Annotated in this window: 19 protein-coding genes; 12 read left to right on the top strand and 7 right to left on the bottom strand. The window is 60.6% G+C overall.

The annotated features are described in order from the left end of the window. Positions 1–255: 255 nt before the first annotated feature. The 4 genes from ABOC32_RS25240 to ABOC32_RS25225 all read right to left on the bottom strand — a co-directional run bounded on the left by ABOC32_RS25240 (position 256) and on the right by ABOC32_RS25225 (position 7,636). Positions 256–2,676, bottom strand: coding sequence for a glycosyltransferase family 2 protein (locus tag ABOC32_RS25240; protein ID WP_426809302.1), 2,421 nt, complete (start codon positions 2,674–2,676; stop codon positions 256–258). Positions 2,677–2,686: 10 nt separating this feature from the next. Further along, positions 2,687–5,134, bottom strand: a complete 2,448-nt coding sequence (locus tag ABOC32_RS25235) for a glycosyltransferase family 2 protein (protein ID WP_426809301.1) — start codon at positions 5,132–5,134, stop codon at positions 2,687–2,689. A gap of 145 nt (positions 5,135–5,279) precedes the next feature. Continuing rightward, positions 5,280–6,737 carry a DUF4214 domain-containing protein gene (locus tag ABOC32_RS25230; RefSeq protein ID WP_426809300.1) on the bottom strand — a complete coding sequence of 486 codons (1,458 nt, stop codon included), beginning with the start codon at positions 6,735–6,737 and terminating at the stop codon, positions 5,280–5,282. Between the two features lie 17 nt (positions 6,738–6,754). Beyond that, on the bottom strand, positions 6,755–7,636 hold the full coding sequence (locus ABOC32_RS25225) for a hypothetical protein (protein ID WP_426811659.1): 882 nt from the start codon (positions 7,634–7,636) through the stop codon (positions 6,755–6,757). Positions 7,637–8,196: 560 nt separating this feature from the next. On the opposite strand from ABOC32_RS25225, the gene ABOC32_RS25220 reads away from it, so the two are divergent. From ABOC32_RS25220 to ABOC32_RS25175, 10 genes are all read left to right on the top strand, one after another. After that, complete coding sequence (locus ABOC32_RS25220) at positions 8,197–10,005, top strand: type I secretion system permease/ATPase (RefSeq protein WP_426809299.1); 1,809 nt, start codon at positions 8,197–8,199, stop codon at positions 10,003–10,005. 12 nt (positions 10,006–10,017) lie between these two features. Then, on the top strand, positions 10,018–11,343 hold the full coding sequence (locus tag ABOC32_RS25215; RefSeq protein WP_426809298.1) for an HlyD family type I secretion periplasmic adaptor subunit: 1,326 nt from the start codon (positions 10,018–10,020) through the stop codon (positions 11,341–11,343). After that, on the top strand, positions 11,340–12,755 hold the full coding sequence (locus ABOC32_RS25210) for a TolC family outer membrane protein (RefSeq protein WP_426809297.1): 1,416 nt from the start codon (positions 11,340–11,342) through the stop codon (positions 12,753–12,755). Before ABOC32_RS25215 ends, ABOC32_RS25210 begins: the two co-directional genes overlap by 4 nt. 588 nt (positions 12,756–13,343) lie before the next feature. Beyond that, on the top strand, positions 13,344–14,375 hold the full coding sequence (gene gmd, locus ABOC32_RS25205) for a GDP-mannose 4,6-dehydratase (protein WP_426809296.1): 1,032 nt from the start codon (positions 13,344–13,346) through the stop codon (positions 14,373–14,375). Further along, complete coding sequence (locus ABOC32_RS25200; RefSeq protein WP_426809295.1) at positions 14,375–15,271, top strand: GDP-mannose 4,6-dehydratase; 897 nt, start codon at positions 14,375–14,377, stop codon at positions 15,269–15,271. Before gmd ends, ABOC32_RS25200 begins: the two co-directional genes overlap by 1 nt. Continuing rightward, a complete protein-coding gene (locus tag ABOC32_RS25195) occupies positions 15,268–16,410 on the top strand; it encodes a glycosyltransferase family 4 protein (RefSeq protein WP_426809294.1) in 1,143 nt (380 codons plus the stop codon). The genes ABOC32_RS25200 and ABOC32_RS25195 overlap by 4 nt, the downstream gene beginning before the upstream one ends. Beyond that, positions 16,407–17,516 (top strand): glycosyltransferase family 4 protein, encoded by a 1,110-nt coding sequence (locus ABOC32_RS25190; RefSeq protein ID WP_426809293.1) that lies wholly within the window; start codon positions 16,407–16,409, stop codon positions 17,514–17,516. Before ABOC32_RS25195 ends, ABOC32_RS25190 begins: the two co-directional genes overlap by 4 nt. 101 nt (positions 17,517–17,617) lie before the next feature. Continuing rightward, positions 17,618–18,589 (top strand): UDP-glucose 4-epimerase family protein, encoded by a 972-nt coding sequence (locus ABOC32_RS25185; protein ID WP_426809292.1) that lies wholly within the window; start codon positions 17,618–17,620, stop codon positions 18,587–18,589. Beyond that, on the top strand, positions 18,586–19,590 hold the full coding sequence (locus ABOC32_RS25180) for an MraY family glycosyltransferase (protein WP_426809291.1): 1,005 nt from the start codon (positions 18,586–18,588) through the stop codon (positions 19,588–19,590). The genes ABOC32_RS25185 and ABOC32_RS25180 overlap by 4 nt, the downstream gene beginning before the upstream one ends. Positions 19,591–19,695: 105 nt before the next feature. After that, on the top strand, positions 19,696–21,714 hold the full coding sequence (locus tag ABOC32_RS25175; protein WP_426809290.1) for a polysaccharide biosynthesis protein: 2,019 nt from the start codon (positions 19,696–19,698) through the stop codon (positions 21,712–21,714). An 81-nt stretch (positions 21,715–21,795) separates the two neighbouring features. Here the strand turns inward: ABOC32_RS25175 and ABOC32_RS25170 are convergent, their stop codons facing one another. Continuing rightward, positions 21,796–22,635: a lipopolysaccharide kinase InaA family protein gene (locus ABOC32_RS25170; protein ID WP_426809289.1), complete on the bottom strand. Its 840-nt coding sequence runs from the start codon at positions 22,633–22,635 to the stop codon at positions 21,796–21,798. Between the two features lie 425 nt (positions 22,636–23,060). On the opposite strand from ABOC32_RS25170, the gene ABOC32_RS25165 reads away from it, so the two are divergent. Beyond that, positions 23,061–23,396, top strand: a complete 336-nt coding sequence (locus tag ABOC32_RS25165; protein ID WP_426809288.1) for a ComEA family DNA-binding protein — start codon at positions 23,061–23,063, stop codon at positions 23,394–23,396. A 148-nt stretch (positions 23,397–23,544) separates the two neighbouring features. On the opposite strand, the gene ABOC32_RS25160 is transcribed toward ABOC32_RS25165, so the two are convergent. Further along, complete coding sequence (locus ABOC32_RS25160) at positions 23,545–23,712, bottom strand: DUF2897 family protein (protein ID WP_016500979.1); 168 nt, start codon at positions 23,710–23,712, stop codon at positions 23,545–23,547. 182 nt (positions 23,713–23,894) lie between these two features. Here ABOC32_RS25160 and pyrF point away from each other — a divergent pair, with 182 nt between their 5' ends. Then, entirely contained in the window at positions 23,895–24,596 is a 702-nt protein-coding gene (gene pyrF, locus ABOC32_RS25155; protein ID WP_043201107.1) for an orotidine-5'-phosphate decarboxylase, read from the top strand. Between the two features lie 122 nt (positions 24,597–24,718). Here the strand turns inward: pyrF and ABOC32_RS25150 are convergent, their stop codons facing one another. Further along, a complete protein-coding gene (locus ABOC32_RS25150) occupies positions 24,719–25,720 on the bottom strand; it encodes an NADP-dependent oxidoreductase (protein ID WP_426809287.1) in 1,002 nt (333 codons plus the stop codon). Positions 25,721–25,809 lie beyond the last annotated feature (89 nt).

Below are 25,809 nucleotides of genomic sequence, written 5' to 3'. Positions count from 1 at the left end.
GGGCGCGCGCGGGTGGCGCGCCAGCGGCCGTGCAGGCGTGACGATGCCGTGGTCGGATGTAATAAAGCGCTTATTTATTGTGTGGCTAATACGGCAATAAAAACTTTTTATTGCGATACCGCAAAACCGCGCTAATCTTGGAACGGATTGGAATAACACTGCGACAGGCAGGGCATAAGGCAACGCCTGGTTCAACAGAACCAGCGCAGTGTCTAGACGTGAAGTGTTTTGGGCATTGCCATCCATGCCGTACATCTACCGATTCCTTTCTTCCCAGGCTCCAGGGGCCGGCTGGGTATGCTTCCGTTTAGCAAAGCTGCTAACGGGCATTGCTAATCCACCGTAGGGCCCGGTCAAGTAATCCAAGGCTAACGCTGGGTTATAAAACGGGTCATTGTAGTGGCCGAGCGTCCAACGCTCAATGAATTTCTGCTGTTCGCGTTGAGCGCGTGCGCGCTTTTCAGGCGCCAAATCTTTGCCGCGGCTGGCGGATTCTGCGTGAATCAATTGTGCACATGCACTCCACACCAGATGCAGCCCTAGTTGTTGAATTCTCAGGCAGAGGTCGACATCGTTGAATGCCACGGGGAATGTGAGCTCATCAAGCCCGCCCACTTCGTCGAACACCGCTTTGCGCATGAGCATACAGGCCGCCGTAACTGCACTTTGGCGACGCGTTAACTGGTTGAAACCCAGATATCCCGGGTCCTCTTCCGATAGCGTATTGCCACTATGTGCGGCCAGGCCATTTATACCTACTACTACACCGCCATGCTGAACCATGCGGTTGGGCCACAATAACTTCGCGCCCACTGCGCCTACGTTCGGCCGCAGAAGTTGCGCCACCATTTCTTTCAGCCAGCCGCTGTCGATGATTTCGATATCGTTGTTTACCAGGCCGATCAACTGGCCCGTGGCCAGAGTTGCAGCGCGGTTATTGATGGTCGAGTAATTGAACGGGAACGGGTGACGAAGCACTGTAACGCCGCGCTCACTTAATGCCGTCAAGTAATCCAGCGTTTGCGGGTCCGTGGATTGGTTGTCCACAACAATGAGTTCGAGATTTGGGTAGTCGGTGTCGTTGAGTAAGCCTTCCATGCATGCAGCCAGCAGTTTGTACTGGTCACGGGTTGGCACGATCAGGCTGACGCGGGGCAATTCCAACGGGAGTGGCCAGTGGGCCCGCAGCAATGCCGGGTATTGTTTCACCGTGCTCACGGTTGCGCCTGCTGCCAACTGTTCGCACAGCCAGCTGATAGCCTGTTGGCGTTCGGGGCAGGGTGCTGCCTGCTCGGGGCTGGCGGCTGCAGCGTGGGCACGGTGGTACAGCACGCGGGGCAAGTGGCCCACGCACAGTTGGTTGTGCTGCGTGGCGAGCGCAACCGCTGCGCTCAGTTCGTGCCAGTTGCAGGCCTGTGTGTCCGGCCCGGCAGGGAGCAGCGCCAGCGCTTGCTCGATAACCGCTTTGCCAAATAGTGCGCCTGGCGTGAAGATGTCGGCGCCGATGAACAGGTCAATGTCCCATGCGGGTTTGAACCAGGGGAAGCTGCGTTCGCCTTGTGCGCCATCCCGGTCGCAGTCGGCGTAGCCCCAGGCACTGCCGTCGTCCAGCAGGCTGCTGAGGTGGCTAAGCGCATGGGCTGCCAACCGGTCCCCTGCAGCCAGCGGCAGGATGCGATCACAGCCCGCCTCGAGCAACTGCCGCAGCCCAGCGGTGAGCCTCTGCGGTGGCGTGGTTGCCAGGGCGTGCACGCCGGCTCGGTCGGCACCCAGGCTTGCCAGGCTGGCCTGCTCGAGGGTGTTGTCACCGTCGCTGATCAACAGGATGCCGAGCGCACCTTGCAGGGTGGGGGCGGGTGCGTCGTCCAGGCGCTGAAAAGCGTCAAACCACTGTGGGTACAGGTGCCAGCCTGCGCTTTTGGGTAGGCGCAAGGCCTGCTCCTTGGCGATGCCGCCCAGCAGGGCCAGGGTAGGGTCGTCCTCGGCAACGGGTAGCTGCTGAAGCAGCCCCTCCAGGCCCTCCGGCAGGCAACGCAAGCGCACCGGGCTGCCTGGCAGTGGCTGGCCAAGGTCATTCACCACTTCCAGCACATGCAGTTCACCGTCGGCAAGTTCCCAAGGCAGGTCGAGGGAGAAACCGTGGTCGGCGCTGGCTCGGTAGGCCAGTGCCTGGTGATGTTGGTCGCAAGTTGCTTGCGCGAGCTCGATGCCGCGTTCGCGTACGCTGATTTGAACGTGTCGGCGGGGCGCCTTTGGGTCCCATGCCCAGCCGCTCAAGCGCAGGCCGCCCGTATGCCACACCTGCGAAGCCATGGCTGAGGTGTCCAGGGCTGGCGCGGCCGGGATCTGCACCTGGCCTTGAAGGGGCAGGCCGGTATTGGCGATTTGCGCGGTGATCGAGCGGGCTCCGTCCAGCCAGCTTTGGCGCAGTTGCACGGCAAAACCGTGGAATTGGTCACCTGCTGGAGCGCCCGGTTCGTATTGGTCGGCGCGGGCAATTGCGACGCTGGCGCCGTCGATGAGTACTTCAACGATCAAGCGTTGCTCAGGTTGAGCGGCATCGAATGCCCAGCCCTGCAATACGTCGCCCTGCAGGCCGATGATGGCACCGATTGCACTGGCGGGGCTGACGATAGGGTCGCCCGCCTGGGGCGTATCAAGGGCTGCGTGGGGCATCAGGCTTGGCTCAGTAGAAAGGTAATTGGGTGATCGGGGTTGCGCCGAGTGTGTCGGCAACGGCCCCGGAGTTAGCGTACAGGGGCACGCCCAGTTCGGCCGAAAGGGCGGCTGCGGGCCAGCCCGTCTCTGGGTTTTCAGTCAGGCTGAGTACGGCTTCGCAGCCTGCCGCTTTGGCCCGCTCGGCAAACGAGAAGGCCGCTATCTGCGGCAGCAGCTGTACCGCGCCAGTGGCTTGCAAGGGCTTCAGCCAGGGTGTCTCTGCCTTTGCCAGCAATACCGTGGGCAGGGCCTGGCGCGCCAGGTGGCGGGCCAATGCCAGCCATTGGCGCCCTGTGGTGGCATCGAGGTCGTCGCCAATCAGGAAGGCGCGAGGTGTGCCTGCAGGCAATGCTGGTGATGCTGGGGTGGCGTCGGTCAACAGCTGGCTGTCGTGGTGTGCATTGGCACGTTGCAGCGCTTGCGAGGGCAGCTGGATGCTGGTGGCCTCGCTTGCGAACCGCTGCCAGTCATGCGAGGCGTCGTTAGTCAGCAGGGACGGATCGCTGCCGACAATGCGGTAGGGTGTGCCCAGCAGGGCCGGAAGCTGGCACAGTTCAACAGGGCAGCGGTGCAGGCTTTCGAATACCAGCTCGTCTTGAGGGAGCAGGCGAAGCGCTTCTACCAGTTTGTCTAAGTCTTGTGGCAGTTCGAAATCGAGCGTCAGGGGCAGGGCAGTCAAAGGTGCCTGCAAGCACACCCAGCTTCGATGCGTGTCGTGCTGCCATGTCAGGCTGAAGCGGGCTTCGTTGGCCTGCCTGCTGTTCAGGTGCAGGGTCTTTTTGCCCCGTGCTGGCCATTCCCCCCGCAGCTTGCCTGCCTGGCGGGCAAGCTGCGCCAGGCGTGCACGTTGCAGGGCATCGCGTGCCGGCTTGATGGGGTCGCGCAGGCAGAATGCCTGATAGCGGGCCGACGCATCCGGGTACCTTTTGCGCAGTACGGCGTTGTTCTGTGCTACGCGGAGCATTTTTTCCGCGCCGAATGAAATGCCACCTTGGTGCGCCACAAATACGTTGGGTGCACCCACGTGCGTCCAGCCCAGGCTGCGCGCGCGCAAGCACCAGTCGGTCTCTTCGCCGTAACCGCGGGCCAGGTGCAGTTCGTCCAGGTAGCCGACCTTGTCCAGCGCTTCGCGCTTGATGTAAAGGCAAAAGCCGCAACCGGTTTCGATATCAACCGGCGTGCTCTGGGTGTTGCGCGCAAGGTCGTCCAGTTCGGCTTGTTCGGCTGCGCTGGGCATGTCGTGGCTGACCTGGCTGCGCGGGAAGCTCATCAGCTCGCCATTGTTGGTAAAAGGCGTTGCCGAGGCGATGCTGGCATCGCTGTAGGCGGCCTGGCGCAGGCGGTCGAGCCAGTCGCCGTGAACGCGCGTGTCAGCGTTCAGCCAAACGACGTCTTTGCCCGGGCTTAGCGCCATCCCCCTGTTCATGCTGCGGATAAAGCCCAGGTTCACGGGGTTGTTCACCAATGTGATCCTGCCCTTGCCAGCCAGAACCTTGAGTGCTTTGGCCAGCGCGGGTACCGGGGTGGCGTCTTCAATCACAACCAGCCGATGGGGTGTCCGGTTGCGCTTGCGGGCTTCCAGGGCGCTGTTGATGCATTCGAGGGTTTCATTCAGGCCGTTGTAAACCGGTATCAGTACGTCTACAGCCTGTGCCTTGCCGTGCTCAGGATGCGGGGCGGGCGGTACGAACGCCGGCATTGCGAACACAGGGCTGCCAAGCAGTGCGCTGCCATTGGCAAGGCTTACCTTTACCTCCGGGGTCGGGTTGGGTACGCGAATGCGGATGCCGCCGTGTGTGCCTGGCAGCCCGGCTGCTGTCAGCAGTGGGTGCGGCGCACTGGCAAAGGTGTCGATTTGCCGGCCATTCACTTCCACTTTCAGGGCCGGGGGGCTTTGCAGGTTGCGCAGGTCAATTGCCCAGCCGTGAATCTCCCGTTGCTCGGGCAGGTAGCGGACCACACCAAGGGTTGTCAGTGGTTCAGGCTGGCCCGCCAGCAGTTTGAGTACAAAGGCCAGCTCGTTGGCAGCGGTGATCTCGGGCAGGTGCGCGAGAATCATCTGTCGGAGGGTTGCGGGGGATTCGGACTGGCTGCATGCCTGCCACAGCGACATGCGCAGCGCGGGGTCGTTGGGCTGCTTGCGCCAGGCTTCGGTAAGGTACCGGCTAGCCAGGTGGGCGTGCCCCTGGGCCAACAGGCTACGCCCGATAAGGGCGTGAATGTCGGCGCGGTCAGGCAGCGCCTGTGCGGCGTTGCCAAAAAATAAAAAAGCCAGCGCAGGCGCATCCGGGAGCGCCGCTATACCCTTCCAAACCTGTGCTTCCGGCCGATATTCGGCGATTTGCAAGGCGCGTTCCAGTACGGCAGCAGCGAGGCCTGGTTCGTTGGCCTGGCGGTGACGGTGGAAAATATCCATGAGCGTTTCGCGCCCATGGTCGGGATGTCTGGACATAGGCTTGGCTTTACTACAAAAAATAAAAAGAGGGCGACCCGAAAGTCGCCCCTTTTTGCATACGACCCAGCCTTGCGGCTGGGCGTATCCTTGGCTAGAGCAGGGCTAGTTACACTTGGCCGTGCAGCACAACGACGTTGTCGATGTGCTCAACAGCTTCAGCGGAACCAACGATGCCCAGGGCGACGTCAGCGTGCGAAACGCCGGCAGCCAGAGCTTCGGTCCATGCAGCTTTGCCAGCTTCGTCAGCAGTACGGCCCAGAGCGGACTGGTACAGAGCGTCGACGAAGTCGCTGTTGGACTTGTCGGATGCTTCAGACGAACCAACGATGGCTTTGGCAACGTCCGCACGGCTTGCGCCGTTGAACAGTGCGTCTACCCAGTTGTTCAGGCCAGCTTCTTCAGCGTCACGGCCCAGTACGTTGACGTACAGGTCGTTCACGAAGGTAGCGTTCGAAGCGTCCAGTTCCTGTGCTTCTGCCGATACTGCGATTGCAGCAGCGATGTCAGCCAGCGAACCGCCGTTGGCCAGCAGCTCTTGCCATGCAGCCGAACCGCCTTCTTCAGCGTTGCGACCCAGCAGAGCGTTGTACAGCTCGTTGATGTCGGTAGCGTTGTTGGCGCCAGCGAACTCGGAAGAGTTCAGGAAGGCGTTGGCGATGTCGGACAGCGAGGTGCCAGCGTTGACAGCTTCAACGAAGGTCTTCGCGCCGCCAACGTCAGCGTCACGGCCCAGGATGCCTTGGTACAGGCGCAGGGCAGCTGCTTCGTCGTCGCTGTGAGCCAGGGCTACAGTTTCAACGGTGTCACCGTTGACGAAGGTCAGGAACTCAGCGTTGCTGATCGAAGCGGTTTGGCCAACACCTGGAGCAGCGCTGGTCAGGTTGACGTTGAAGTTGTTGCCGGTGGCGAAGTTGTAGTCGTCACGCGAGCCGTCCAGCTGCACAACGTCGAAGCCAGCGCCAGTGTCGACGATGTCAGCGTGGTTGATGCCGCTCAGCACGACAGTGTCGTTGCCCGAACCGGTTTTCACGTTGTTGTTGCCAGCGCCAGCGATAACGGTGTTGTTGCCGTTGCCGGTAACGATGGTGTCGTTGCCGTCGCCTGCGTCGATGTGGGTGTTCTGGTCGCCGTTCACGGTGATGACGTCATCGCCGTTACCGGTGGTTACTACCAGTTCGATAGCGCTGTCATCGGCAGTTACGGCGATGTCAGCAGCAGCGAAGGCAGCGAAGGCAGCAGGGGCAGCGGAGTTGCCCTGCAGGGTAACAACCAGGTTGGCATCGCTTTCCAGGATGTAAGTGTTGGCGCCAGCGGCTTCGGCAGCCGACAGGTCCAGAGTGACCTGGTCGCCTTTCGCGCCAGCGATTGCGCCGGTGACTACCTGGGTAGGAGCGTTGGTTGGCAGCTGCAGGTTAACGCCGTCGAACGAAGCAACACCAACGGTGGTGTCTTCGCCGGTCAGGTTCAGCAGCGAGCTGATAGCGGCAACGGTGCCGGCCGACAGGGTGGAGTTGTCCAGGTGCTGTTGCAGCTGGGAGGCCGCTACGGGATTATCGTATTGCATGATTTGTTCCTGTTACTTCAAGCCAGTTGGCTTGCTGCACTGATTTTCTGCTGAGGCGCAGAGTTTTCCCACGGAGACTTAGAGCGGGCAGCGTTCATCTTCGTAACGGGAGTAATGGCGATATGCAGCGCCACCAGCGGCTCGTTGCCGCTGGGGCCATGCATCATCTGATTGGTTACCAGGCGCTGTGGCTCGGCAGTACCGAATGCGATCAGGCCGGTCAATTCGTAGTGCTTGCGCAGCGGGCCAACCAGGCTGAAGCCTGCGCAGATCAGGGGCAGGCCCTGGCCGCGGGCACCGACGAAGGTGCCCGTGGAAACATTGCGGCTGGGGCCGGAGCCGGCCACCATGCAGGTATAAAGCAGGTCTACCCCGGCCGGCTTGTTCGGCCACTCGATGGCAAAGCCTTCGATGAAATATTCGCTTTCAGGTGCGCCTACCCAGCCTTCGCTGGACACCACTTCGCCTGCGTGCTGCAACTGGGCAGTGACCACCAGGGGCATGGGCGCGTTGTTGTCGGCGAGGGCTTGAGCGGGTTCGGCAGTGGCGACCACGGCAAAGGTGCGCATGATGGCAGGGGAGGTATCGATGCGGTCGATGCGCAGGTCGATAGGTTCGATCACGTCGTCGAACATGTGATATTCGGTGATCAGTACCGTCGTCACGCCGCCTTTGACGCGCGCCACGATGGTATCGCCGAGCTTGGTCAGCATGTTCTTGCTGATGCCTTCGGCAGGGAAGAAGTCGATGGAGCCTTTGCCTAGCGGTGCTTGCTGTAGCGCAATGCATACAGGCTTTTCGGCAGGTGGCTGAGAGGCGTAACGGAAGATGTACATGCCAGGTTCGAGCAGCGTCACCCGTGAGCTGATCTTCAGGCCGTCAAGGGTCTGTGATGGCATAGACATGGCGTTGTTAAGCTCCTTTTAAGCAAAAACACTGGCAGCTAACTTGCTCAGACCCGTGCATACACTAAACGGCCAGTGATGGCTCCCTGCGAGTGGCGAAGATGCAGTCAGAGGGAAAAGATGTCAACCAAAGATTCTAAAAAAAATTTCATGCGCCAATGGAACTTACGCAATATTGGAGTGTTCCCAATGCCCGTTTCCGGATTTCCTGAGTGTGGCGCTGGGCTATCATTTTGCCTCTAAAATGCCTTAGGAAACAGGTATTTGGGTTATTTGATGATGTTTTCACGCCTTTTTCAAGTTTTCATGCCGCAGGTAAACAGCCGGTTGATGAAGCGTCGCGCCGTCTGTCGGCTCGCAAATCTTCGATAGTGGCCCTTTGCTGGTTTTGGTCCATTCCCCCAATTGCGTTGGCCCAAACGCGCTTGGCAGAAAATTCATGTTGGAATGCAACTCGTCGGCAAGGTAGGTTGCTTGAAAGACAATCTGACACGCTGCCCCTATGTGTGGGTGGTACACTGCGCGCCGCTTTCGCCTTTCTCAGTATGGATACCATGAGTTCACAATCCGACAACAACCTGCATGCCGCCCTCAAAGCCTGTAAAAGCAGCTTTCTCTCGGTCGGCTTTTTCAGCTTCTTCGTCAACGCCCTCATGCTGGTGCCCACCTTCTTCATGATCCAGGTGTCGGGCCGGGTCGTACCGTCAAGCAGTACCTCCACGTTGCTTATGCTGACGTTGATCCTGACGGTGTTGGTTGTGACGATGGGCGCGCTGGAATGGGTGCGCTCGCGCATCATGGTCAGGATCAGCAATCGGCTTGACGTGATGCTCAGCCGCGATGTGTACCGCGCAAGCTTCAAACGGGCGCTGACCAGCGGTGGGGCCGATGCTACGGCGCAGTCACTCAATGACTTGACGTCGTTGCGCCAGTTCTTCACCGGGCCGGGCCTGTTTGCATTCTTCGATGCGCCGTGGTTCCCCATCTATACCATTGTCATGTTCCTCTTCCATCCCTGGTTCGGCTGGATGACCCTGGCGTGCGGTGCAGTGCTGACCATCCTCGCCGTGGTCAATCACCGGGTGACTGGCAGTGCGCTGGCAAGCGCGAACAAGCAAAACGTGGCCTCCAACGTGGTTACCACCAAGACGCTGCGTAATGCCGAAGTCATCGAGTCCATGGGCATGCTCGAAACCTTGATGAACCGCTGGGCCAAGCGCCAGCGCCAGATCATGATGCTGCAGTCCGAGGCGAGCGATAAGGGCGGGGTGGTCACTTCCACGTCCAAGACGTTCCGGACCTGGTCGCAGTCAATCATGCTGGCTATCGGGGCGTACCTCGTCATCACCCATGAGATCAACCCGGGGCTGCTGATGGCCGGTTCGCTGCTGCTGGGCCGGGCGCTTGCGCCAATCGACCAGATGATCGGCAGCTGGAAGGGCTTCGTAGCCGCCAAGGTCCAGTACGATCGCCTGAGCAAAGTGATGGACGATTTGAAGAACGAGCCAGAGCGCATGCCGCTGCCGGCGCCTGAAGGCCACATTCAGGTAGAGAACCTGATCGTAACCCCCCCTGGTGCGAAGTCGCCGGTATTGCGCAGCATCAGTTTCGTGGCGCCAGCCGGCTCCATTGTCGGCATCGTTGGCCCCAGTGCCGCGGGCAAGTCCACCCTGGTCCGTGCGCTGATGGGCATCTGGCCGCCGCAACACGGTGTGGTGCGCCTGGACGGTGCCGATATCGCAGCCTGGGACAAGCAAGCGCTGGGCCCCTACGTCGGTTACCTGCCGCAGGACATCGAGCTGTTCGAAGGCAGCATCAGCGAGAACATCGCCCGCTTTGACAAAGTCGACCCGCAGAAGGTGGTCGAGGCCGCGCAGATGGCTGGCGTACACGAGATGATCCTGATGTTGCCAGACGGCTACGACACCGTCATTGGCAGCGAAGGTGTGAACCTCTCCGGTGGCCAGCGACAGCGCATCGGCCTGGCGCGTGCCATTTATGGCAAGCCGCGCCTGGTGGTGCTTGATGAGCCCAACTCGAACCTTGACGATGTTGGCGAGCGCGCCTTGGGCGTTGCCCTGCAAAAGCTCAAGGAGTCGGGCGCAACCGTGTTCATCGTCTCGCACCGGCCCAACATTCTCACCCGCCTGGACCGCGTGCTGGTCATGGCCGGTGGTTCCATTTCGCTTTATGGCGAGCGTGACCGTGTTATTGCCGAGCTCGCGCAGCAGGCCAAGGCTCAGCAGCGCGTTGGCCAGCCGGCCGCACCTCAGCCGCCGGCGGCTGCCCCCGCAGTACCTAACCCCGCTCCACCTGCGGCCCCAGCCGCTGCGCCTGCCGCCACGACCAGCACTGGCGCTTGAAAGGATTCCTAGATGAGCAGCAAAGCTATCACCACGTTCGACCACAACTTCGATGACATGCCCACTTCCGACCGCGGCATTCGCCGCATCGGGCTGACCATCGTGTTTGTCACCTTCGGTATCTTCGGCACTTGGGCGGCGTTTGCGCCATTAAGCAATGCGGTGCACGGCGCAGGTACCGTGACCGTGCAGAATTACCGCAAGACCGTGCAGCACCTGGAGGGTGGCATCGTCAAGGAGCTTTATGCCCGTGATGGCGACCTGGTGAAAAAGGGTGATCCCCTGATTGTGCTGGATGAGTCTCAACTGAGTGCGGAGTACGAATCCACCCGCAACCAGTTGATTGTTGCCCGTTATAAAGAAGCGCGGCTGCGGGCTGAACGTGACGGGATGCAAGCCATCCCGGCGGTATCCATGGAAGGCACCGATTCGGAGCGGGCCATGGAGGCGCTGGCCGGCGAGCAGCAAGTGTTCAAGGCCCGCCACGATTCGTTGCAGGGCGAGATTTCGGTCAACCGCGAACGTATCGAACAGATGAAGCAGCAAATTGCTGGCCTGAACGACATGATCCGCACCAAGCGCAGCCTGGAAAAGTCCTATACCGGTGAAATCAAGCAACTGAAAGAACTGCTGGCGGAAGGCTTTGTCGACAACCAGCGCCTGCTGGAGCAGGAGCGCAAGCTGGACATGTTGAAGACCGAGGTTGCCGACCACGAATCGACGATCACCAAGACCAAGCTGCAAATCGGTGAAACCGACCTGCAGATCGTGCAGTTGAAAAAGAAGTTCGATTCCGATGTGGCCAATGAGCTCTCGGACGTGCAGGCCCAGGTGTTCGACCTTCAGGAGAAGGAGGCAGCCCTGCGCGACCGCCTTTCTCGTGTGGTCATCCGCGCGCCGGAAAGCGGCATGGTGCTGGACATGAAGGTGCACACCATCGGCGGTGTGGTCAGCGCAGCCACGCCTTTGCTCGACATCGTACCGGCGCAGTCCGAACTGGTGGTCGAGGCCAAGGTGGCGACCAAGGATATCGACCGGCTGGAACTCGGCAAAACTGCCGATATCCGCTTCTCCGCCTTTAACAATGCCACCACCCCCGTTATCGAGGGTAAGTTGACGCGCATCTCTGCAGACAGCCTGATCGAGGAGCGTACAGGCGACGCGTATTACCTGGTGCGGGTGAAGGTGACCGAAGACGGCATGAAAAAGCTCGGCAACCGCAAGCTGCAACCCGGCATGCCAGCCGAGGTCCTCATCAATGCAGGCGACCGCACCATGCTGCAGTACCTGTTGAAACCGGCGCGCAACATGTTCGCTGAATCGCTGATCGAGGAATGATTGTGCTGCGTTTGCTACCGGGAGTAATGATGTGCATGGTCGCCTGGCAGGCGGTGGCCGTGGAAGGGCAGGGTGCGGCAGGTGAGCAGCCTAAAGGGGTTTCCGCATCCACGTATGCGTTGGACCTGTCGGGGCTGTACCGTGAAGCGCGCCTGGAGGACCCGCGGGTGCTCGCCGCGTACGCGCGTGCGCGCTCTGCCGGCGAGCAGCAACGGGCGGCACTCGGCGGTTTGCTGCCGCAGGTGTCGGCCAATGCCAACTCTAGCCGCATCCTGCGCAAGAACGAGACCAGCCGCGACCTCTACAACACCGAAACCTACTCGCTCAGCCTCACCCAGTACCTGTACAACAAGCCGGCCTGGGAGCGGTACCAGAAATCCAAGAGTGTGAAAGACCAGAAAGGTCACGAAGCCGAAGATACCTTGGCAGAGGCCACGGTCGACCTTGCCAAGCGCTATTTTGTGGCGCTGGCCGCCGACGACGAGTTGGCGCTGGTGCAGGCTGAGCGCCGGGCCACCCAGAAAAACCTCGACCGTGTCAGCAGCATGTTCGATCGGCAGATGGCCAAGATCACCGACAAGCTCGACATGCAGGCACGCGTGGACTTCTTGCTTGCGCAAGAAGTGGAGGCGCGCAACCAGGTGCAGGTGAGCCGCGAGGCCCTGGCCGAGATCGTCGGGCGGCCGATCACCGAGCCGCTCAGCCGCGTACGCAACGATGTGGCACTGCAGGCGCCAACCCGCCCCTTGCAGAACTGGGTCACCCAGGCGGTTGAAACCAACCCGATGCTGAAGTCGTATCAAAGCGGGGCGGAGGCGGCCAATGCGGCGGTGCGCGAGGGTAAGGGCGAGCACTATCCACAACTGTCGTTGAGCTTGAGTGCGCAACAGAATGACCAGGGCTACGACAACACCCAGGCGCCACGCAGTGACAGCTATGTGGCTTCGTTGGGGGTGAAAATCCCGATCTATAGCGGTGGCTCTACCTCCGCTCGGGTGCGTGGCCTTTACGATGACCAACTGGCAGCCGAGGAGCAACTGGAAGGTGTGCGGCGTCAGGTGGTCAAGGAAACCACCACCGCTTATCTGACTGCACAGGCTGCAGTCGAGAAGATTCGCGCCAACCGCAACGCACTGTCATCGGCGCAGCAGTCCAGCATTGCCGCGCAGAAGGCGTTCACCTTCGGTGTGGTCAACGCCGTGGATGTGCTCACTGCTGTGCAGAACGAATTCAAGGCCCGGCGCGACCTGCTGAAGACGCAGTACGACTTCATCACCAACCTGTTCCTGCTCAACCGCTGGGCGGGTGAGTTGACGCAGGAAAGTGTGGATAACGTCAATGTATGGCTGAGCCCGGTGCCGGAAACCAGCTTGCCGGGTGGCGAGGTTGCGCGGGTGGATGCGCGTAGCTGATTGGGCTGCTGGGGTTCGCCTTGGGTAAGAGGGTGGGGCAGATATCGCGCGCCGCCCGCGCGGCGCATCGCGAGCTGCGCTCGCTCCTACGTTTGTTTCGGGCCAATTATTCCTGCGCCATTTGCGCGCGAACGCCTTGGCGAATGGCGTTATATTGCGTCATACCAACAAGGCGGTCGCGCGCGCCTGCCACAGGCGTTACTGGCCCGAAACAAACGTAGGAGCGAGCGCAGCTCGCGATGCGCCGCGCGGGCGGCGCTCGATATTTGCCCCACCTCTGCCTCAAGGCGAACCCCAACAAACGTCCAATTCGGACTTTTCCTACACAATTTGTAGTGGCGGCCTCGGGCCGTGGAACTTATTCTCCCCCCATGGCGCCCAAGCCGTTCAGCGGCGCCTGACCTGCCCTGGGCCGTTCCAGGCGCCCCCGCAGCTGCCAGCCTGCACCGTGCCAGTACTTTGTAAGTCGAGTAGTGCGTACGACCTATGTATACTTCTGCATGGAACCGAAAATGCGTGGTTGGAACTGCCCGCATCACAACCTATTAACACATGCCCGCACGGCACTATCGGAGTTGGTTAAGTCGCATGAAAGCAATCGTTACTGGGATCACTGGTCAAGACGGCGCCTACCTGGCGGAACTGCTGCTGGAAAAGGGCTATACAGTCTATGGCACCTATCGTCGTACCAGCTCGGTTAACTTCTGGCGCATCGAGGAGTTGGGTATTCACACCAACCCTAACCTGCACCTGGTCGAGTACGACCTCACCGACCTGTCGGCCAGCATTCGCCTGCTGCAAACCACCGAAGCCACCGAGGTCTACAACCTCGCTGCGCAGAGCTTCGTTGGCGTATCGTTCGAACAGCCACTGACCACCGCCGAAATCACCGGCCTGGGTGCAGTGAACCTGCTTGAGGCCATCCGTATCGTCAATCCGAAGGCACGTTTCTATCAGGCCTCCACTTCGGAAATGTTCGGCAAGGTCCAGGAAATTCCGCAGGTCGAGACCACCCCGTTCTACCCGCGTAGCCCTTACGGCGTGGCCAAGCTGTACGCTCACTGGATGACTATCAACTACCGTGAGTCGTACAACATCTTTGCCACCAGTGGCATCCTGTTCAACCACGAGTCGCCACTGCGCGGCCGTGAGTTCGTGACCCGCAAGATCACCGACTCCGTGGCCAAGATCAAACTGGGCCTGCTGGACAAGCTGGAGTTGGGCAACCTCGACGCCAAGCGCGATTGGGGCTTTGCCAAAGAGTACGTCGAAGGCATGTGGCGCATGCTGCAAGCTGAAGAGCCTGACACCTTCGTCCTGGCCACCAACCGCACCGAAACAGTACGTGACTTCGTTTCCATGGCGTTCAAGGCTGCCGGTATCGAAATCAAGTGGAGCGGCAAGGACGAGGCCGAGCAGGGTACCTGTGCAGCCAGCGGCAAGGTACTGGTTGTCATCAACCCTAAATTCTACCGCCCGGCCGAAGTCGAACTGCTCATCGGCAACCCTGACAAGGCCAAGCAAGTGCTGGGTTGGGAGCCGAAAACCAGCCTGGAAGAGCTGTGCCGCATGATGGTCGAAGCCGACCTGCGTCGTAACGAAAAAGGGTTCTCGTTCTGATGCAAATGGCCAGTAAACGCGCGCTGATTACAGGTATTCACGGGTTCACCGGGCGCTACATGGCGGCCGAATTGCGAGCCAGTGGCTATGAAGTTTTCGGGACTGGGAGCCAGCCTTTGCAGGCCCCCGACTATCGTCAGGCCGATCTGACCGATGGGCCGGGCCTGCGCGCGTTGCTGGCCGAACTGCAGCCGGATGTCGTCGTGCATCTGGCTGCCATTGCTTTTGTCGGGCACGGTGCTGCCGATGCGTTCTATCAAGTCAACCTGATAGGCACCCGCAACCTGCTCGAAGCCATCGCAGCCTGCGGCAAAACACCAGAGTGCGTGTTGATTGCCAGCAGCGCCAACGTGTATGGCAACGTTTCCGAGGGGATGCTGGACGAGCAGGCCTCGCCTGCGCCGGCCAATGATTACGCGGTCAGCAAGCTCGCCATGGAATACATGGCCCGGCTGTGGGCTGACCGGTTGCCGATCGTCATCACGCGTCCTTTCAACTACACCGGTGTTGGGCAGGCAGAAAACTTCCTGCTGCCCAAGATCGTTTCGCACTTCCGTCGCAAGGCTGACACCATCGAACTGGGCAATCTCGATGTGTGGCGAGACTTCAGCGACGTACGTGCGGTCGTTCAGGCGTATCGCGGCCTGATCGAGGCCCGCCCCCTTGGGCAGGTGGTCAATGTCAGCTCGGGGTCTACCCACTCGCTGCGTGAAGTGATCGCCAAATGCTCGGCCATCACCGGGCATTCCATCGAGGTGCAGGTCAACCCGGCATTTGTCCGCGCCAATGAGGTGAAGACCCTGTGCGGTGACAACCGTTTGCTCAAGGCGCTGGTGCCTGGCTGGCAAACCCCCTCGCTGGACGACACCCTGGGTTGGATGCTTGCGGGTAAATGAAGCTCATCCTTTCCGTCGAGCCGGTGCGTTTCCCCCTGACCGGCATTGGGCGCTATACATACGAACTGGCTTCGCGCCTGCAGCAAAATAGCGAGATCGATGAGCTGCGCCTGTTCGCCGGGCGCAGATTTTTGCAGGCGCTGCCCGAGGCTACCGACAAGTCGGATGCCGTGCATGGTTTGAAGCGTCTGGTGCAAAAAAATGCACTGGCGGTGGAGGCCTACCGCCGCTTGATGCCGTACTTGCGCGAGCGAGCGTTGCGTGGCCATGATGATTTCATCTACCACAGCCCCAATTACTACCTGCCATCGTTCGCGGGCCGTACGGTGGCGACGTTCCACGACCTGTCCCCCTTCACCTGGGCGCATTGCCACGCGCCGCAGATAGCCCGCTATTTGCAGAAGGAGCTCAAGCTGACACTTGAGCGTGCAGACGCGCTGATTACCGATTCGAGCTATACCCGGCAGGAGCTGGCAGATTATTTTGCCTGGCCGATCGAGCGTATTCACGCCGTTCCGTTGGCCAGTTCGCCAGAGTTCCACCCCCGTTCGCCTGAAGCGTTGCGCCAGGCCCTGTCGCGTCACGGCCTTGAGCCGGGTGGCTATAGCCTGTTCGTCGGTACCATCGAGCCGCGCAAGAACATCGAGACCCTGCTGGATGCCTATGGTCGGCTGCCCCTGGCGTTGCGCCAACGCTGGCCGTTGATCCTTACCGGCTACCATGGCTGGCGGAGTGAGGCCATCCATGCCCGCATTGCCCAGGCGCAACAGCAAGGTTGGGCGCGCTACCTGGGGTTTGTGGCCAGCGAAGATTTGCCCCTGCTATTTGCCGGTGCTCGGTTGTTCGCCTTTCCTTCGCACTACGAGGGGTTTGGCTTGCCCGTGCTTGAGGCCATGAGCTCAGGGGTGCCTGTGGTGTGTTCCAACAGTTCTTCGCTGCCGGAAGTGGCAGGCGCGGCGGCGTTGATGTGTGCGCCCGACGACGTCGAAGGCCTGAGTGAGTTGCTGTGCCAGGGCCTGGAAGACGAAGCCTGGCGCGCAGCTGCGGTGCAGCAGGGGCTGGCGCATGCCGGGCGCTTCTCGTGGGAGCGCTGTGCACAGGCAACCATCGAGGTCTATAAATCGGTCAGGGAACGATGATCAAGGTCCTGCATTTTTTCAAAACGTATTACCCCGACTCCATGGGGGGCATCGAGCAAGTCATTTTCCAGATTGCAGAAGGGACTCGGGCCCATGGCGTGCAGCCAGAGGTGCTGTACCTGAGCCCGCGTGGCGCCGCGCGCAACGAGGCAGTGGCCAATCATGTCACGCATCGCTCAAAGCTTGATTTGCATGTGGCCTCGACGGGCTTCTCACTGTCGGCCATGAAGGATTTTGCCGAGTTGGCCGCCCAGGCTGACATCATTCACTACCACTTCCCCTGGCCCTACATGGACCTGGTGCATTTCCTGGCCCGGCTGAACAAGCCGACGGTGGTCAGCTACCACTCCGACATCGTCAAACAGAAGTGGCTGTTGAAGCTGTATCAGCCGTTGATGAACCGGTTTTTTTCCAGTGTTGACCGGATTGTTGCGTCGTCGCCCAACTATGCTGCGCACAGCCCGGTCTTGACGCGTTTCAAGGAAAAGGTCGAAATCATTCCCTATGGCCTTGACCGTGCAACATACCCCAAGGCATCGGCTGAAAAACTGGCGTATTGGCGTGCGCGTCTGGGTGAACGCTTCTTCCTCTTCGTCGGGGCCCTGCGCTACTACAAAGGGCTGGATTACCTGCTGGAGGCCGCGCACATCAATCGGTTGCCGGTTGTGATCATGGGCGGCGGCTTTCTTGAGTCGCAGCTGAAGGCACAGGCGCAGCACAAAGGCCTCGACAATGTACAGTTCCTGGGTGGCCTGGCGGATGACGACAAGGCGGCATTGCTTGAGCTGTGTTACGCATTTGCATTCCCGTCCCACCTGCGTTCCGAGTCATTCGGCATTTCGCTGCTGGAAGCGGCCATGTATGGCAAGCCGCTGATTTCCTGTGAAATGGGCTCTGGTACAACCTTCATCAACCTGGCTGACCAGACCGGTCTGGTGGTCCCGCCGCGTGATGCCGTAGCACTGGCTAAGGCCATGCAACGCTTGTGGGATGACCCGCTGATGGCGCAAGCCATGGGCGCCAAGGCGTTGCAGCGCTATGAGGACGTCTTCACCGCATCGGCAATGGCCAGTGCGTATGCCGACCTCTACCGTAGCCTGCTGTAAAAGATTACCCGGCCCTTGGGCTACGCTGCCTTGCATCGAACCTTGTTCGCAGGCGTGGCGCGCAGCCTGGGTGGCAGCTGGGTGAATTGAGATCGAATTTCATGGAACGACGCACGATTCTAGTTACAGGCGCCAGCGGTTTTGTCGGCAGTGCACTGTGTAGCCGGCTGGCCACGATGGATGGCTTCGCTACCCGGGCGGCTGTGCGCGGCACTGGCCGGGGGGGTATTGCGGGCGTTCAGGCCGTGACGGTAAGCGACCTGGCTGCCACCACCGATTGGGCGCGGGCAGTGGCAGGTGTCGACGTTGTGGTGCATGCCGCAGCCCGGGTGCATGTCATGAAGGAAACCGCCGCCGATAGCCTGGCCGAGTTCCGTCGGGTCAACGTCGAGGGCACCCTCAACCTGGCCCGCCAGGCAGCGGCAGCCGGTGTGCGGCGTTTTGTTTTCATCAGTTCGGTCAAGGTCAACGGTGAGGCCAGTGCGCCCGGCCACCCACTGTGCGCCGACGACGCACCGGCCCCGCAGGACGCCTACGGCTTGTCCAAGCACGAAGCAGAGCAGGGCCTGCGCCAGCTGGCGGCGGCCACCGGCATGGAAGTGGTGGTGATCCGCCCAGTCCTGGTCTATGGGCCGGGTGTCAAAGCCAATTTCCACAGCATGATGCGCTGGGTGCAACGCGGTGTGCCCTTGCCTTTTGGTGCGGTTGATAACCGTCGAAGCCTGGTATCGCTGGCGAATCTGGTCGACTTGATCATCACCTGCACCGATCATCCGGGCGCCGCCAACCAGACCTTTCTGGCCAGTGATGGCGAAGATGTTTCGCTGACCCATCTGTTGTTTGCCCTCGGCCGCGCACTGGGCAGGCCGGCCAGGCTTGTGCCTGTTCCGTCAGGCCTGTTGCGCCAAGCAGCCCGGCTGCTTGGCCGGCGCGACCTTGCCCAGCGCTTGCTCGGCTCGCTGCAGGTGGATATCAAAAAGAACCGGCAACTGCTGGGCTGGCAACCCCCTTACACGTTGGAACAAGGACTGAACATGGCCGCCCGATCTTTTCTGGACGCCCGCCGCTCATGATATGGCTGATTGCAGTGGCAGGCGTTGCGTCCTGGTTGATGACTGCTGTGCTGCGCCGTTATGCACTGTCGCGCAGCCTGCTGGATATCCCCAATGCACGTAGTTCGCACACCTTGCCAACGCCACGTGGCGGCGGCCTGTCTTTCGTGGTGGCCGTGCTGGTTGCCATGCTTGGTCTGGCCTGGGGCAAGTACATCGCCCCGGCACAGCTGGTCAGTATGCTTGGCGCGGGGGGGCTGGTTGCGCTGATCGGCTTTATGGATGACCACGGGCACATCGCTGCACGATGGCGTTTGCTAGGGCATTTCGCAGCGGCGGGATGGGGGCTTGCCTGGCTTGGCGGGCTGCCGACGCTTACGGTCTTTGGCCTGGCGCTTGGGCCGGTCTGGTTGAGCAGCATCCTGGGCCTGCTGTATCTGGTATGGCTGCTCAACCTGTACAACTTCATGGACGGCATTGATGGCCTTGCCAGTATCGAGGCCATTTGCGTGTGCCTCGGGGGGGCCTTGCTTTACTGGGCCACCGGGCATGCCCAGGCCGCCTGGGTGCCGATGTTGCTGGCGGCGTCGGTGGCTGGCTTCCTGTTCTGGAACTTCCCGCCCGCACGCATCTTCATGGGCGATGCAGGCAGTGGCTTCCTCGGCATGGTGCTGGGCTTGCTGGCATTGATGGCAGGTTCGCTAAACCCGCTATTATTCTGGGGGTGGTTAATACTTTTGGGTGTGTTTGTGGTGGATGCCACGTTTACCCTGGGGCGGCGCCTGTTGCGCGGTGACAAGGTATACGAAGCGCATCGTAGCCATGCTTATCAGTATGCTTCGCGCCGTCATGGCAGCCATCGCGCTGTGAGCCTCGCCGTGGCGGCCATCAACCTCGGTTGGCTTTTGCCGGTGGCGCTGGCAGTGGTGCTCTTCAAGGTTGATGGCGCCACGGGAACCCTGGTTGCTTATGGGCCTCTCATACTGTTGGCGGTCACTTACCATGCAGGGAGAAAGGAATAGGATGGGCGCGCACGGAAGCCATAGCAGAGGGCTGCTGAAACCACAGTTTGGTCGGCAAGCGCCCAGGTCATGCAAACAAGGTCCTTTTGCGCTGAGGAGTGCCGAATGAGCGACGCGAAACAAGACAGAATGCGCCAGTACCTGGTCAATCTGTCCCGGCGCCAGAAACGCCTCATTCAGGTATGTACCGACATCCTGCTGATCTGGTTTGCGCTGTGGCTGTCGTTCATCGTGCGCTTGGGCATCGATGAAATGTACAACCCCATCGTCACGCATGCCTGGCTGTTCATGGCTGCTCCGGTGGTGGCCATCCCGCTGTTCGTCCGGTTTGGCATGTACCGTGCCGTGATGCGCTACTTTGGCAATGATGCCCTCGTTACCATCATCAAGGCTGTGACACTGTCATCGCTCATCCTGGCCGTGGTGGTGTACTGGTACAGCAACCATCAAGTTGTCGTGCCGCGGTCGATCATTTTCAATTACTGGTGGTTGAGCCTGGTCATCATCGGCGGTTTGCGTCTGATCATGCGTCAGTATTTTCTGGGTGACTGGTTTACCGGGGCCCATCAGATTCCGTTTGCGAACCGCGACGATGGCCTCATCAAAGTCGCCATCTATGGTGCGGGCACGGCAGGCAATCAGTTGCTGGCTGCGCTGCGAATGGGGCGGGTGATGCGGCCCGTGGCGTTTATCGATGACGATAGCGAACTGGCCAACCGCGTCATTTCTGGCTTGCAGGTGTACAAGCCCAAGCATTTGCAGCAGATGATCAAGGAAACGGGCGCCCAGGAGATTCTTCTGGCGCTGCCCACGGCCTCACGTGCAAGACGAAAGGAAATTCTGTCTTTCCTCGAACCCTATCCCTTGCACGTACGCAGCGTACCGGCCTTCGCCGACCTGGCCAGTGGGCGGGTGAGGGTGGATGACATCCAGGACGTGGACATTGCCGACCTGTTGGGGCGGGACCCGGTACCCGCCCAGGAAGGGCTGCTTGAGCGCTGCATCTACAAGCAAACCGTGCTGGTGACCGGGGCAGGGGGGTCCATAGGCTCCGAGCTATGCCGCCAGATCATCGGGCTGGGGCCAACCACCTTGCTGTTGTTCGATCACAGTGAATTCAACCTTTACAGCATTTTGAGCGAGCTGGAGCAGCGCACGGTGCGTGAGTCGCTGTCGGTGCGACTGTTGCCGATTCTGGGTTCGGTACGCAATCAGCAGCACCTGGTCGATGTGATGGCTACCTGGCGCGTCGACACGGTCTATCACGCTGCAGCCTACAAGCATGTGCCGATGGTCGAGCACAACATCGCCGAAGGTATTCTCAACAATGTTTACGGCACGCTGTGCACCGCCCAGGCAGCGTTACAGACCGGCGTGGCCAACTTCGTGCTCATTTCCACCGACAAGGCCGTACGGCCAACCAATGTCATGGGCAGCACCAAGCGCTTGTCCGAGCTGATCTTGCAGGCGCTCAGCCGCGAGGCGGCACCGGTTATGTATGGCGACAGCAGCAAGATCGCCCGGGTGAACAAAACCCGCTTTACCATGGTGCGCTTCGGTAACGTGCTGGGCTCTTCCGGCTCGGTGATTCCGCTGTTCCATGAGCAGATCAAGGCCGGTGGGCCGTTGACGGTCACTCACCCGAAAATTACCCGTTACTTCATGACCATCCCGGAAGCCGCGCAACTGGTGGTGCAGGCGGGTGCCATGGGCCAGGGCGGCGATGTATTCGTGCTGGATATGGGGGAACCGGTGCGTATTGTCGAGCTGGCCGAGAAAATGATCCACCTCTCGGGGCTGAGTGTACGCAGCCAGGGCAATCCGCAGGGTGATATAGCCATCGACTTCACGGGGCTGCGCCCCGGTGAGAAACTTTACGAAGAATTGCTTATCGGCGATGACGTGTCGCCCACGGCCCACCCGATGATCATGGCTGCTAATGAGGATTTCCTGGCGTGGGAGCTTCTGCGTGAGCGGCTGACCCAGTTGCTGGCAGCGGTTGCCGACGATGATTTCACCCGTGTGCGGCAGTTGTTGCGAGAACTGGTCAGCGGTTACTCACCCCAGGGGGAAATCGTGGATTGGGTGTATCTGCAGCGGCGCCAAGGGCCGTTGGAGCGATAGGGCGTCAGCTCATGCGGCCCGGCTTGCTGGCGACGGGCCGTATCAACGGCTCTGTTTTGATCGACCCACCGGCTGCAGACACTACCATCGGCTTTTCAACACGCCGTTGTTGAAGATGTCACGCCGTTCCAGGCGCCCCACCTCCTGGTGCTTGGCCAATGCATAAACACGGTCGAAGCCCGCGCGGCCAACGTTCGGGAAGTACTTGACCAGCGCGCGCTCTACCGCGCTGTCATAGTCCGCTTCGGTGATGTACCGATAAATCTCCCGGAAGTAGATAAACCCAAACTGGAAGCCCAAGGTTTCATCCGGGTAATCCGTGTGGCCGAAGAAGCAATTCTCCAGGTCGATGGCGCGCGCTTTGCCCTGTTCGGGCAGCATGACATTGGCAACCCACAGGTCCATATGTGTAACCCCTCGGCGCTGCAATGCATGCAGCAGCTCGAAGGTTGCCTCAATCACAGTGTTCACTGCGTCGGGTGTCGCGCAGATTCTGCTGATGCCGTCGACGTGATCGTGCAGCAATTCGGTGATGAGGAAAAAGTCCTGCATCAGCCCAAGCTTCGAGCTTGTGTATCCATAACCGATCAACTCTGGAACCCGGGCGCCTCGTTTGGCCGCTTCACGCGTGTTGATCAGTTCTTCGATAGGCCAATCGTACATCCCGTTGCGCTTCGGATTGCCGCGCTTCATACGCCATTTTTTCTTCAGGGAGTCGAGCTTTTCACGCTTGGCAAAAAGGTTGCTGGCGCTACAGGCAAGCGGCGCACTCACGCGTTTGGCGGCTGGCGTCTGCTCTACCAATTGCTCGATGGCTTGCCGGGTATGATGGGGAAGGGCGGTTTGGAAATGCAGGGTGGCATCGCGATAACGCACAACATGAGGGTATTCGTCTTGCCAAATCTGGGGATCACCAACCACGCCACATCCTTATGAAATCAAAAGGCCACTATATTTAATGGATCCAATGATACATTTTTGTGTTCGGCTTGGTACATTTTTTTACAATTTTCGCCGTTCCTCGGAATAGTGCGTAGCGGTGCCAGTTTGATGAAGTGGGGTTAGCGGCCAGGCCGAGTTCGCCCAGTGGTGTAGGAAAACGGTGCGGCGTGGTTAGGGAGGCATTACCGCGCAGATGGGGATCTGGCTGCTGGCACTGAGCCGGGGCAGGCCAAAGCGAGTCGGCTATTGCTGTTGGGTAGGGCACGTTGACTGTTTTGCAGACCGATTCGGTAACCATTCGCCGCTGAGGGTGGGTGTTTTGCTGTCAGGTTAACCGCTAGGGTTTGTGGCGCAGCCGAAGGAAAACGGTTGCTGGAAAATGACCAACCCAAGGAGTGTTGACCATGCGCAATAACGTTCTGTCGTACCTGCTGTTGCCGCTGTTCGCCAGTTTGTCTTTCTCCCTGAGCGCCGCCCCGGCCAGCGCCACGGCGGTGGTCGAGCCGGTGCCGGTAGTGAGCCAGCAGCAGGTGCAGCAACCCCAGCGGCTGGACCTGAACAAGGCTGACGCGCTGACATTGCAGAAAGAGCTGAACGGCATAGGCAAAGCCAAGGCCGAGGCCATCGTGGCCTATCGGGAGGCCAACGGGCCGTTTGCTTCGGTGGATGAGCTGCTTGAAATCAAGGGGATTGGCAACGCCTTGCTAGAGCGCAACCGGGACAAGGTGATGGTCGAGTAAGTGGGGAGGGGCCGGGGCAATGTCCTGGCCGTCTGCCTTGAGTCGTGTGGGGCTGCTGACATCGAGCGCCGCGCGGGCGGCGCTCGATGTCAGCAGCCCCACACGGCTAACGCCAGACGCATTAAGATTGCGCGCTACACGCGGCGCGTCAGCGGTCTTGCGCATCCTTGGCATCGGCTTCGGCGTTGCGTTCATGCACCTTGCGTAGTTGTTCATCGGTCAGTGGCAGTTTTTTTGCCGTATCGCGCAGCATCATCAGCCCACCGACGATGGAGCCGAGGGCTATGATGAGTATCAGCCAGGCATACCAAGGCATTATCGTTCTCCTTAAGCGGGTGAGGGGCGCTGCTTGTAAGAAATTTGAGCGAATACCCGTTCCGTTGGTTCAATTATAGAAGCCAGCTGCCGCCGGGCCAATTCCGTGACCCGCGGGCCCCAAAGCCTGCGTCACTTCGTTTACAATGCGCGCCGTTTTCGACTTGCCAAGAGACCCTGCCCATGTCCGCCTGCCAGACGCCCCTGATCGTCGCCCTGGATTTCCCTACCCGTGAGGCCGCCCTGAAGCTGGCTGACCAGCTAGACCCCGCGCTGTGCCGGGTGAAGGTTGGCAAGGAGCTGTTTACCAGCAGCGCTTCGGGCATCGTCGAAACCCTGTGTGACAAGGGCTTCGAAGTGTTCCTGGACCTCAAGTTCCACGACATCCCCAACACCACGGCCATGGCGGTAAAGGCCGCTGCCGAGATGGGGGTGTGGATGGTGAACGTGCACTGCTCCGGTGGCCTGCGCATGATGGCTGCCTGCCGTGAAGTGCTCGACAAGCGCAGCGGCCCGCAGCCATTGCTGATTGGTGTGACCGTGTTGACCAGCATGGAGCGTGAAGACCTGGCCGGTATTGGCCTGGATGTCGACCCGCAAGAGCAGGTGCTGCGCCTGGCGGCGCTGGCGCAGAAGGCGGGCATGGACGGTTTGGTGTGCTCGGCGCTGGAGGCCCCTGCATTGAAGGCGGCGCACCCGTCGCTGCAGTTGGTAACCCCGGGCATTCGCCCGGCGGGCAGCGCGCAGGATGACCAGCGCCGTATCCTCACCCCGCGCCAGGCGCTGGATGCGGGTTCGGATTACCTGGTGATCGGTCGGCCGATCAGCCAGGCCGCAGACCCGGCGCAGGCGCTGGCTGCGGTGGTGGCGGAGATTCGTGGGTAAAGAGCCCGCGTTAATCAAAAAGGCCAGCACGCGCGTGCTGGCCTTTTTTATTTCCTCTGGCTGACGCGGCCCCTTGTAGAAGCGGCCTTGTGTCGCGAAAGGGCTGCGCACACTATCGAGGGTTAGACCTTCAGCACAAGCTTGCCAAAGTTCTCCCCACTGAACAGCTTCAGCAAGGTCTCGGGGAACGTCTCCAGCCCCTCCACCACATCTTCCTTGCTCTTCACCTGCCCGCTGGCCAGCCACCCGGCAATCTCCAGCGCGGCTTTGCCGTAGTCCTTGGCATGGTCCATCACCACAAACCCTTCCATGCGCGCACGGTTTACCAGCAACGACAGGTAGTTGGCCGGGCCTTTTACCGCTTCCTTGTTGTTGTACTGGCTGATCGCGCCGCAAATCACGATGCGGGCCTTGAAGTTGATACGCGTCAGCACGGCATCGAGGATGTCGCCGCCCACGTTGTCGAAGTACACGTCCACGCCTTTGGGGCATTCGCGCTTCAGGCCGGCCAACACGTCCTCGGCCTTGTAGTCGATCACCCCGTCAAAGCCCAGTTCGTCCTTCAGGTACTGGCACTTCTCGGCGCCGCCGGCAATGCCGACCACGCGGCAGCCTTTGACCTTGGCAATCTGCCCGACAATGCTGCCCACCGCACCGGCCGCGCCGGAGATGACCACGGTTTCGCCGGCCTTGGGCTGGCCAACTTCCAGCAGGGCGAAGTAGGCGGTCATGCCGGTCATGCCCAGTGCCGACAGGTAGCGGGGCAGGGGCGCCAGGTTGGGGTCGATCTTGTGCAGGCCCTGGGGCTCGCCGGTGAAGTAATCCTGCACGCCAAGGGCGCCGCTAACGTGGTCGCCCGGTTTGAATGCCGGGTGGTTGGAGGCAACCACTTCGCCCACGCCGAGGGCACGCATTACCTGGCCCAGGGCGACGGGTGGGATGTAGGACTTGCCTTCGTTCATCCAGCCGCGCATGGCCGGGTCCAGCGACAGGTACAGGTTGCGCACCAGCACCTGGCCTTCGCCGGGTTGTTCGGCGGGCACGCTTTCGAAGGTGAAGTCGTCACGGCGCACGGCGCCGACCGGGCGTTTGGCGAGCAGGAAGCGGCGGTTGGTCTGGGTCATGGCGGGTCCTTGTGGGCAGTGGAAGATGACAGGCGTTAAATCTACCTTGTTGATGTAGGCAGGTCCTTAACATCACTGACAAGCATGGT

The sequence above is a fragment of the Pseudomonas sp. WOUb67 genome (assembly GCF_050058005.1).
GTDB lineage: Bacteria > Pseudomonadota > Gammaproteobacteria > Pseudomonadales > Pseudomonadaceae > Aquipseudomonas > Aquipseudomonas putida_R.
This window is presented reverse-complemented; position numbering and strand designations above follow the sequence as displayed.

Coding starts and splice junctions, on each gene's coding strand:
- ABOC32_RS25150 (WP_426809287.1), bottom strand. CDS start 25,720: ATGACCCAGACCAACCGCCGCTTCCTGCTCGCCAAACGCCCGGTCGGC.
- ABOC32_RS25215 (WP_426809298.1), top strand. CDS start 10,018: ATGAGCAGCAAAGCTATCACCACGTTCGACCACAACTTCGATGACATG.
- ABOC32_RS25195 (WP_426809294.1), top strand. CDS start 15,268: ATGAAGCTCATCCTTTCCGTCGAGCCGGTGCGTTTCCCCCTGACCGGC.
- ABOC32_RS25190 (WP_426809293.1), top strand. CDS start 16,407: ATGATCAAGGTCCTGCATTTTTTCAAAACGTATTACCCCGACTCCATG.
- ABOC32_RS25235 (WP_426809301.1), bottom strand. CDS start 5,134: ATGGATATTTTCCACCGTCACCGCCAGGCCAACGAACCAGGCCTCGCT.
- gmd (WP_426809296.1), top strand. CDS start 13,344: ATGAAAGCAATCGTTACTGGGATCACTGGTCAAGACGGCGCCTACCTG.
- ABOC32_RS25160 (WP_016500979.1), bottom strand. CDS start 23,712: ATGCCTTGGTATGCCTGGCTGATACTCATCATAGCCCTCGGCTCCATC.
- ABOC32_RS25185 (WP_426809292.1), top strand. CDS start 17,618: ATGGAACGACGCACGATTCTAGTTACAGGCGCCAGCGGTTTTGTCGGC.
- ABOC32_RS25240 (WP_426809302.1), bottom strand. CDS start 2,676: ATGCCCCACGCAGCCCTTGATACGCCCCAGGCGGGCGACCCTATCGTC.
- ABOC32_RS25220 (WP_426809299.1), top strand. CDS start 8,197: ATGAGTTCACAATCCGACAACAACCTGCATGCCGCCCTCAAAGCCTGT.
- ABOC32_RS25175 (WP_426809290.1), top strand. CDS start 19,696: ATGAGCGACGCGAAACAAGACAGAATGCGCCAGTACCTGGTCAATCTG.
- pyrF (WP_043201107.1), top strand. CDS start 23,895: ATGTCCGCCTGCCAGACGCCCCTGATCGTCGCCCTGGATTTCCCTACC.
- ABOC32_RS25180 (WP_426809291.1), top strand. CDS start 18,586: ATGATATGGCTGATTGCAGTGGCAGGCGTTGCGTCCTGGTTGATGACT.
- ABOC32_RS25230 (WP_426809300.1), bottom strand. CDS start 6,737: ATGCAATACGATAATCCCGTAGCGGCCTCCCAGCTGCAACAGCACCTG.
- ABOC32_RS25210 (WP_426809297.1), top strand. CDS start 11,340: ATGATTGTGCTGCGTTTGCTACCGGGAGTAATGATGTGCATGGTCGCC.
- ABOC32_RS25200 (WP_426809295.1), top strand. CDS start 14,375: ATGCAAATGGCCAGTAAACGCGCGCTGATTACAGGTATTCACGGGTTC.
- ABOC32_RS25165 (WP_426809288.1), top strand. CDS start 23,061: ATGCGCAATAACGTTCTGTCGTACCTGCTGTTGCCGCTGTTCGCCAGT.
- ABOC32_RS25225 (WP_426811659.1), bottom strand. CDS start 7,636: ATGCCATCACAGACCCTTGACGGCCTGAAGATCAGCTCACGGGTGACG.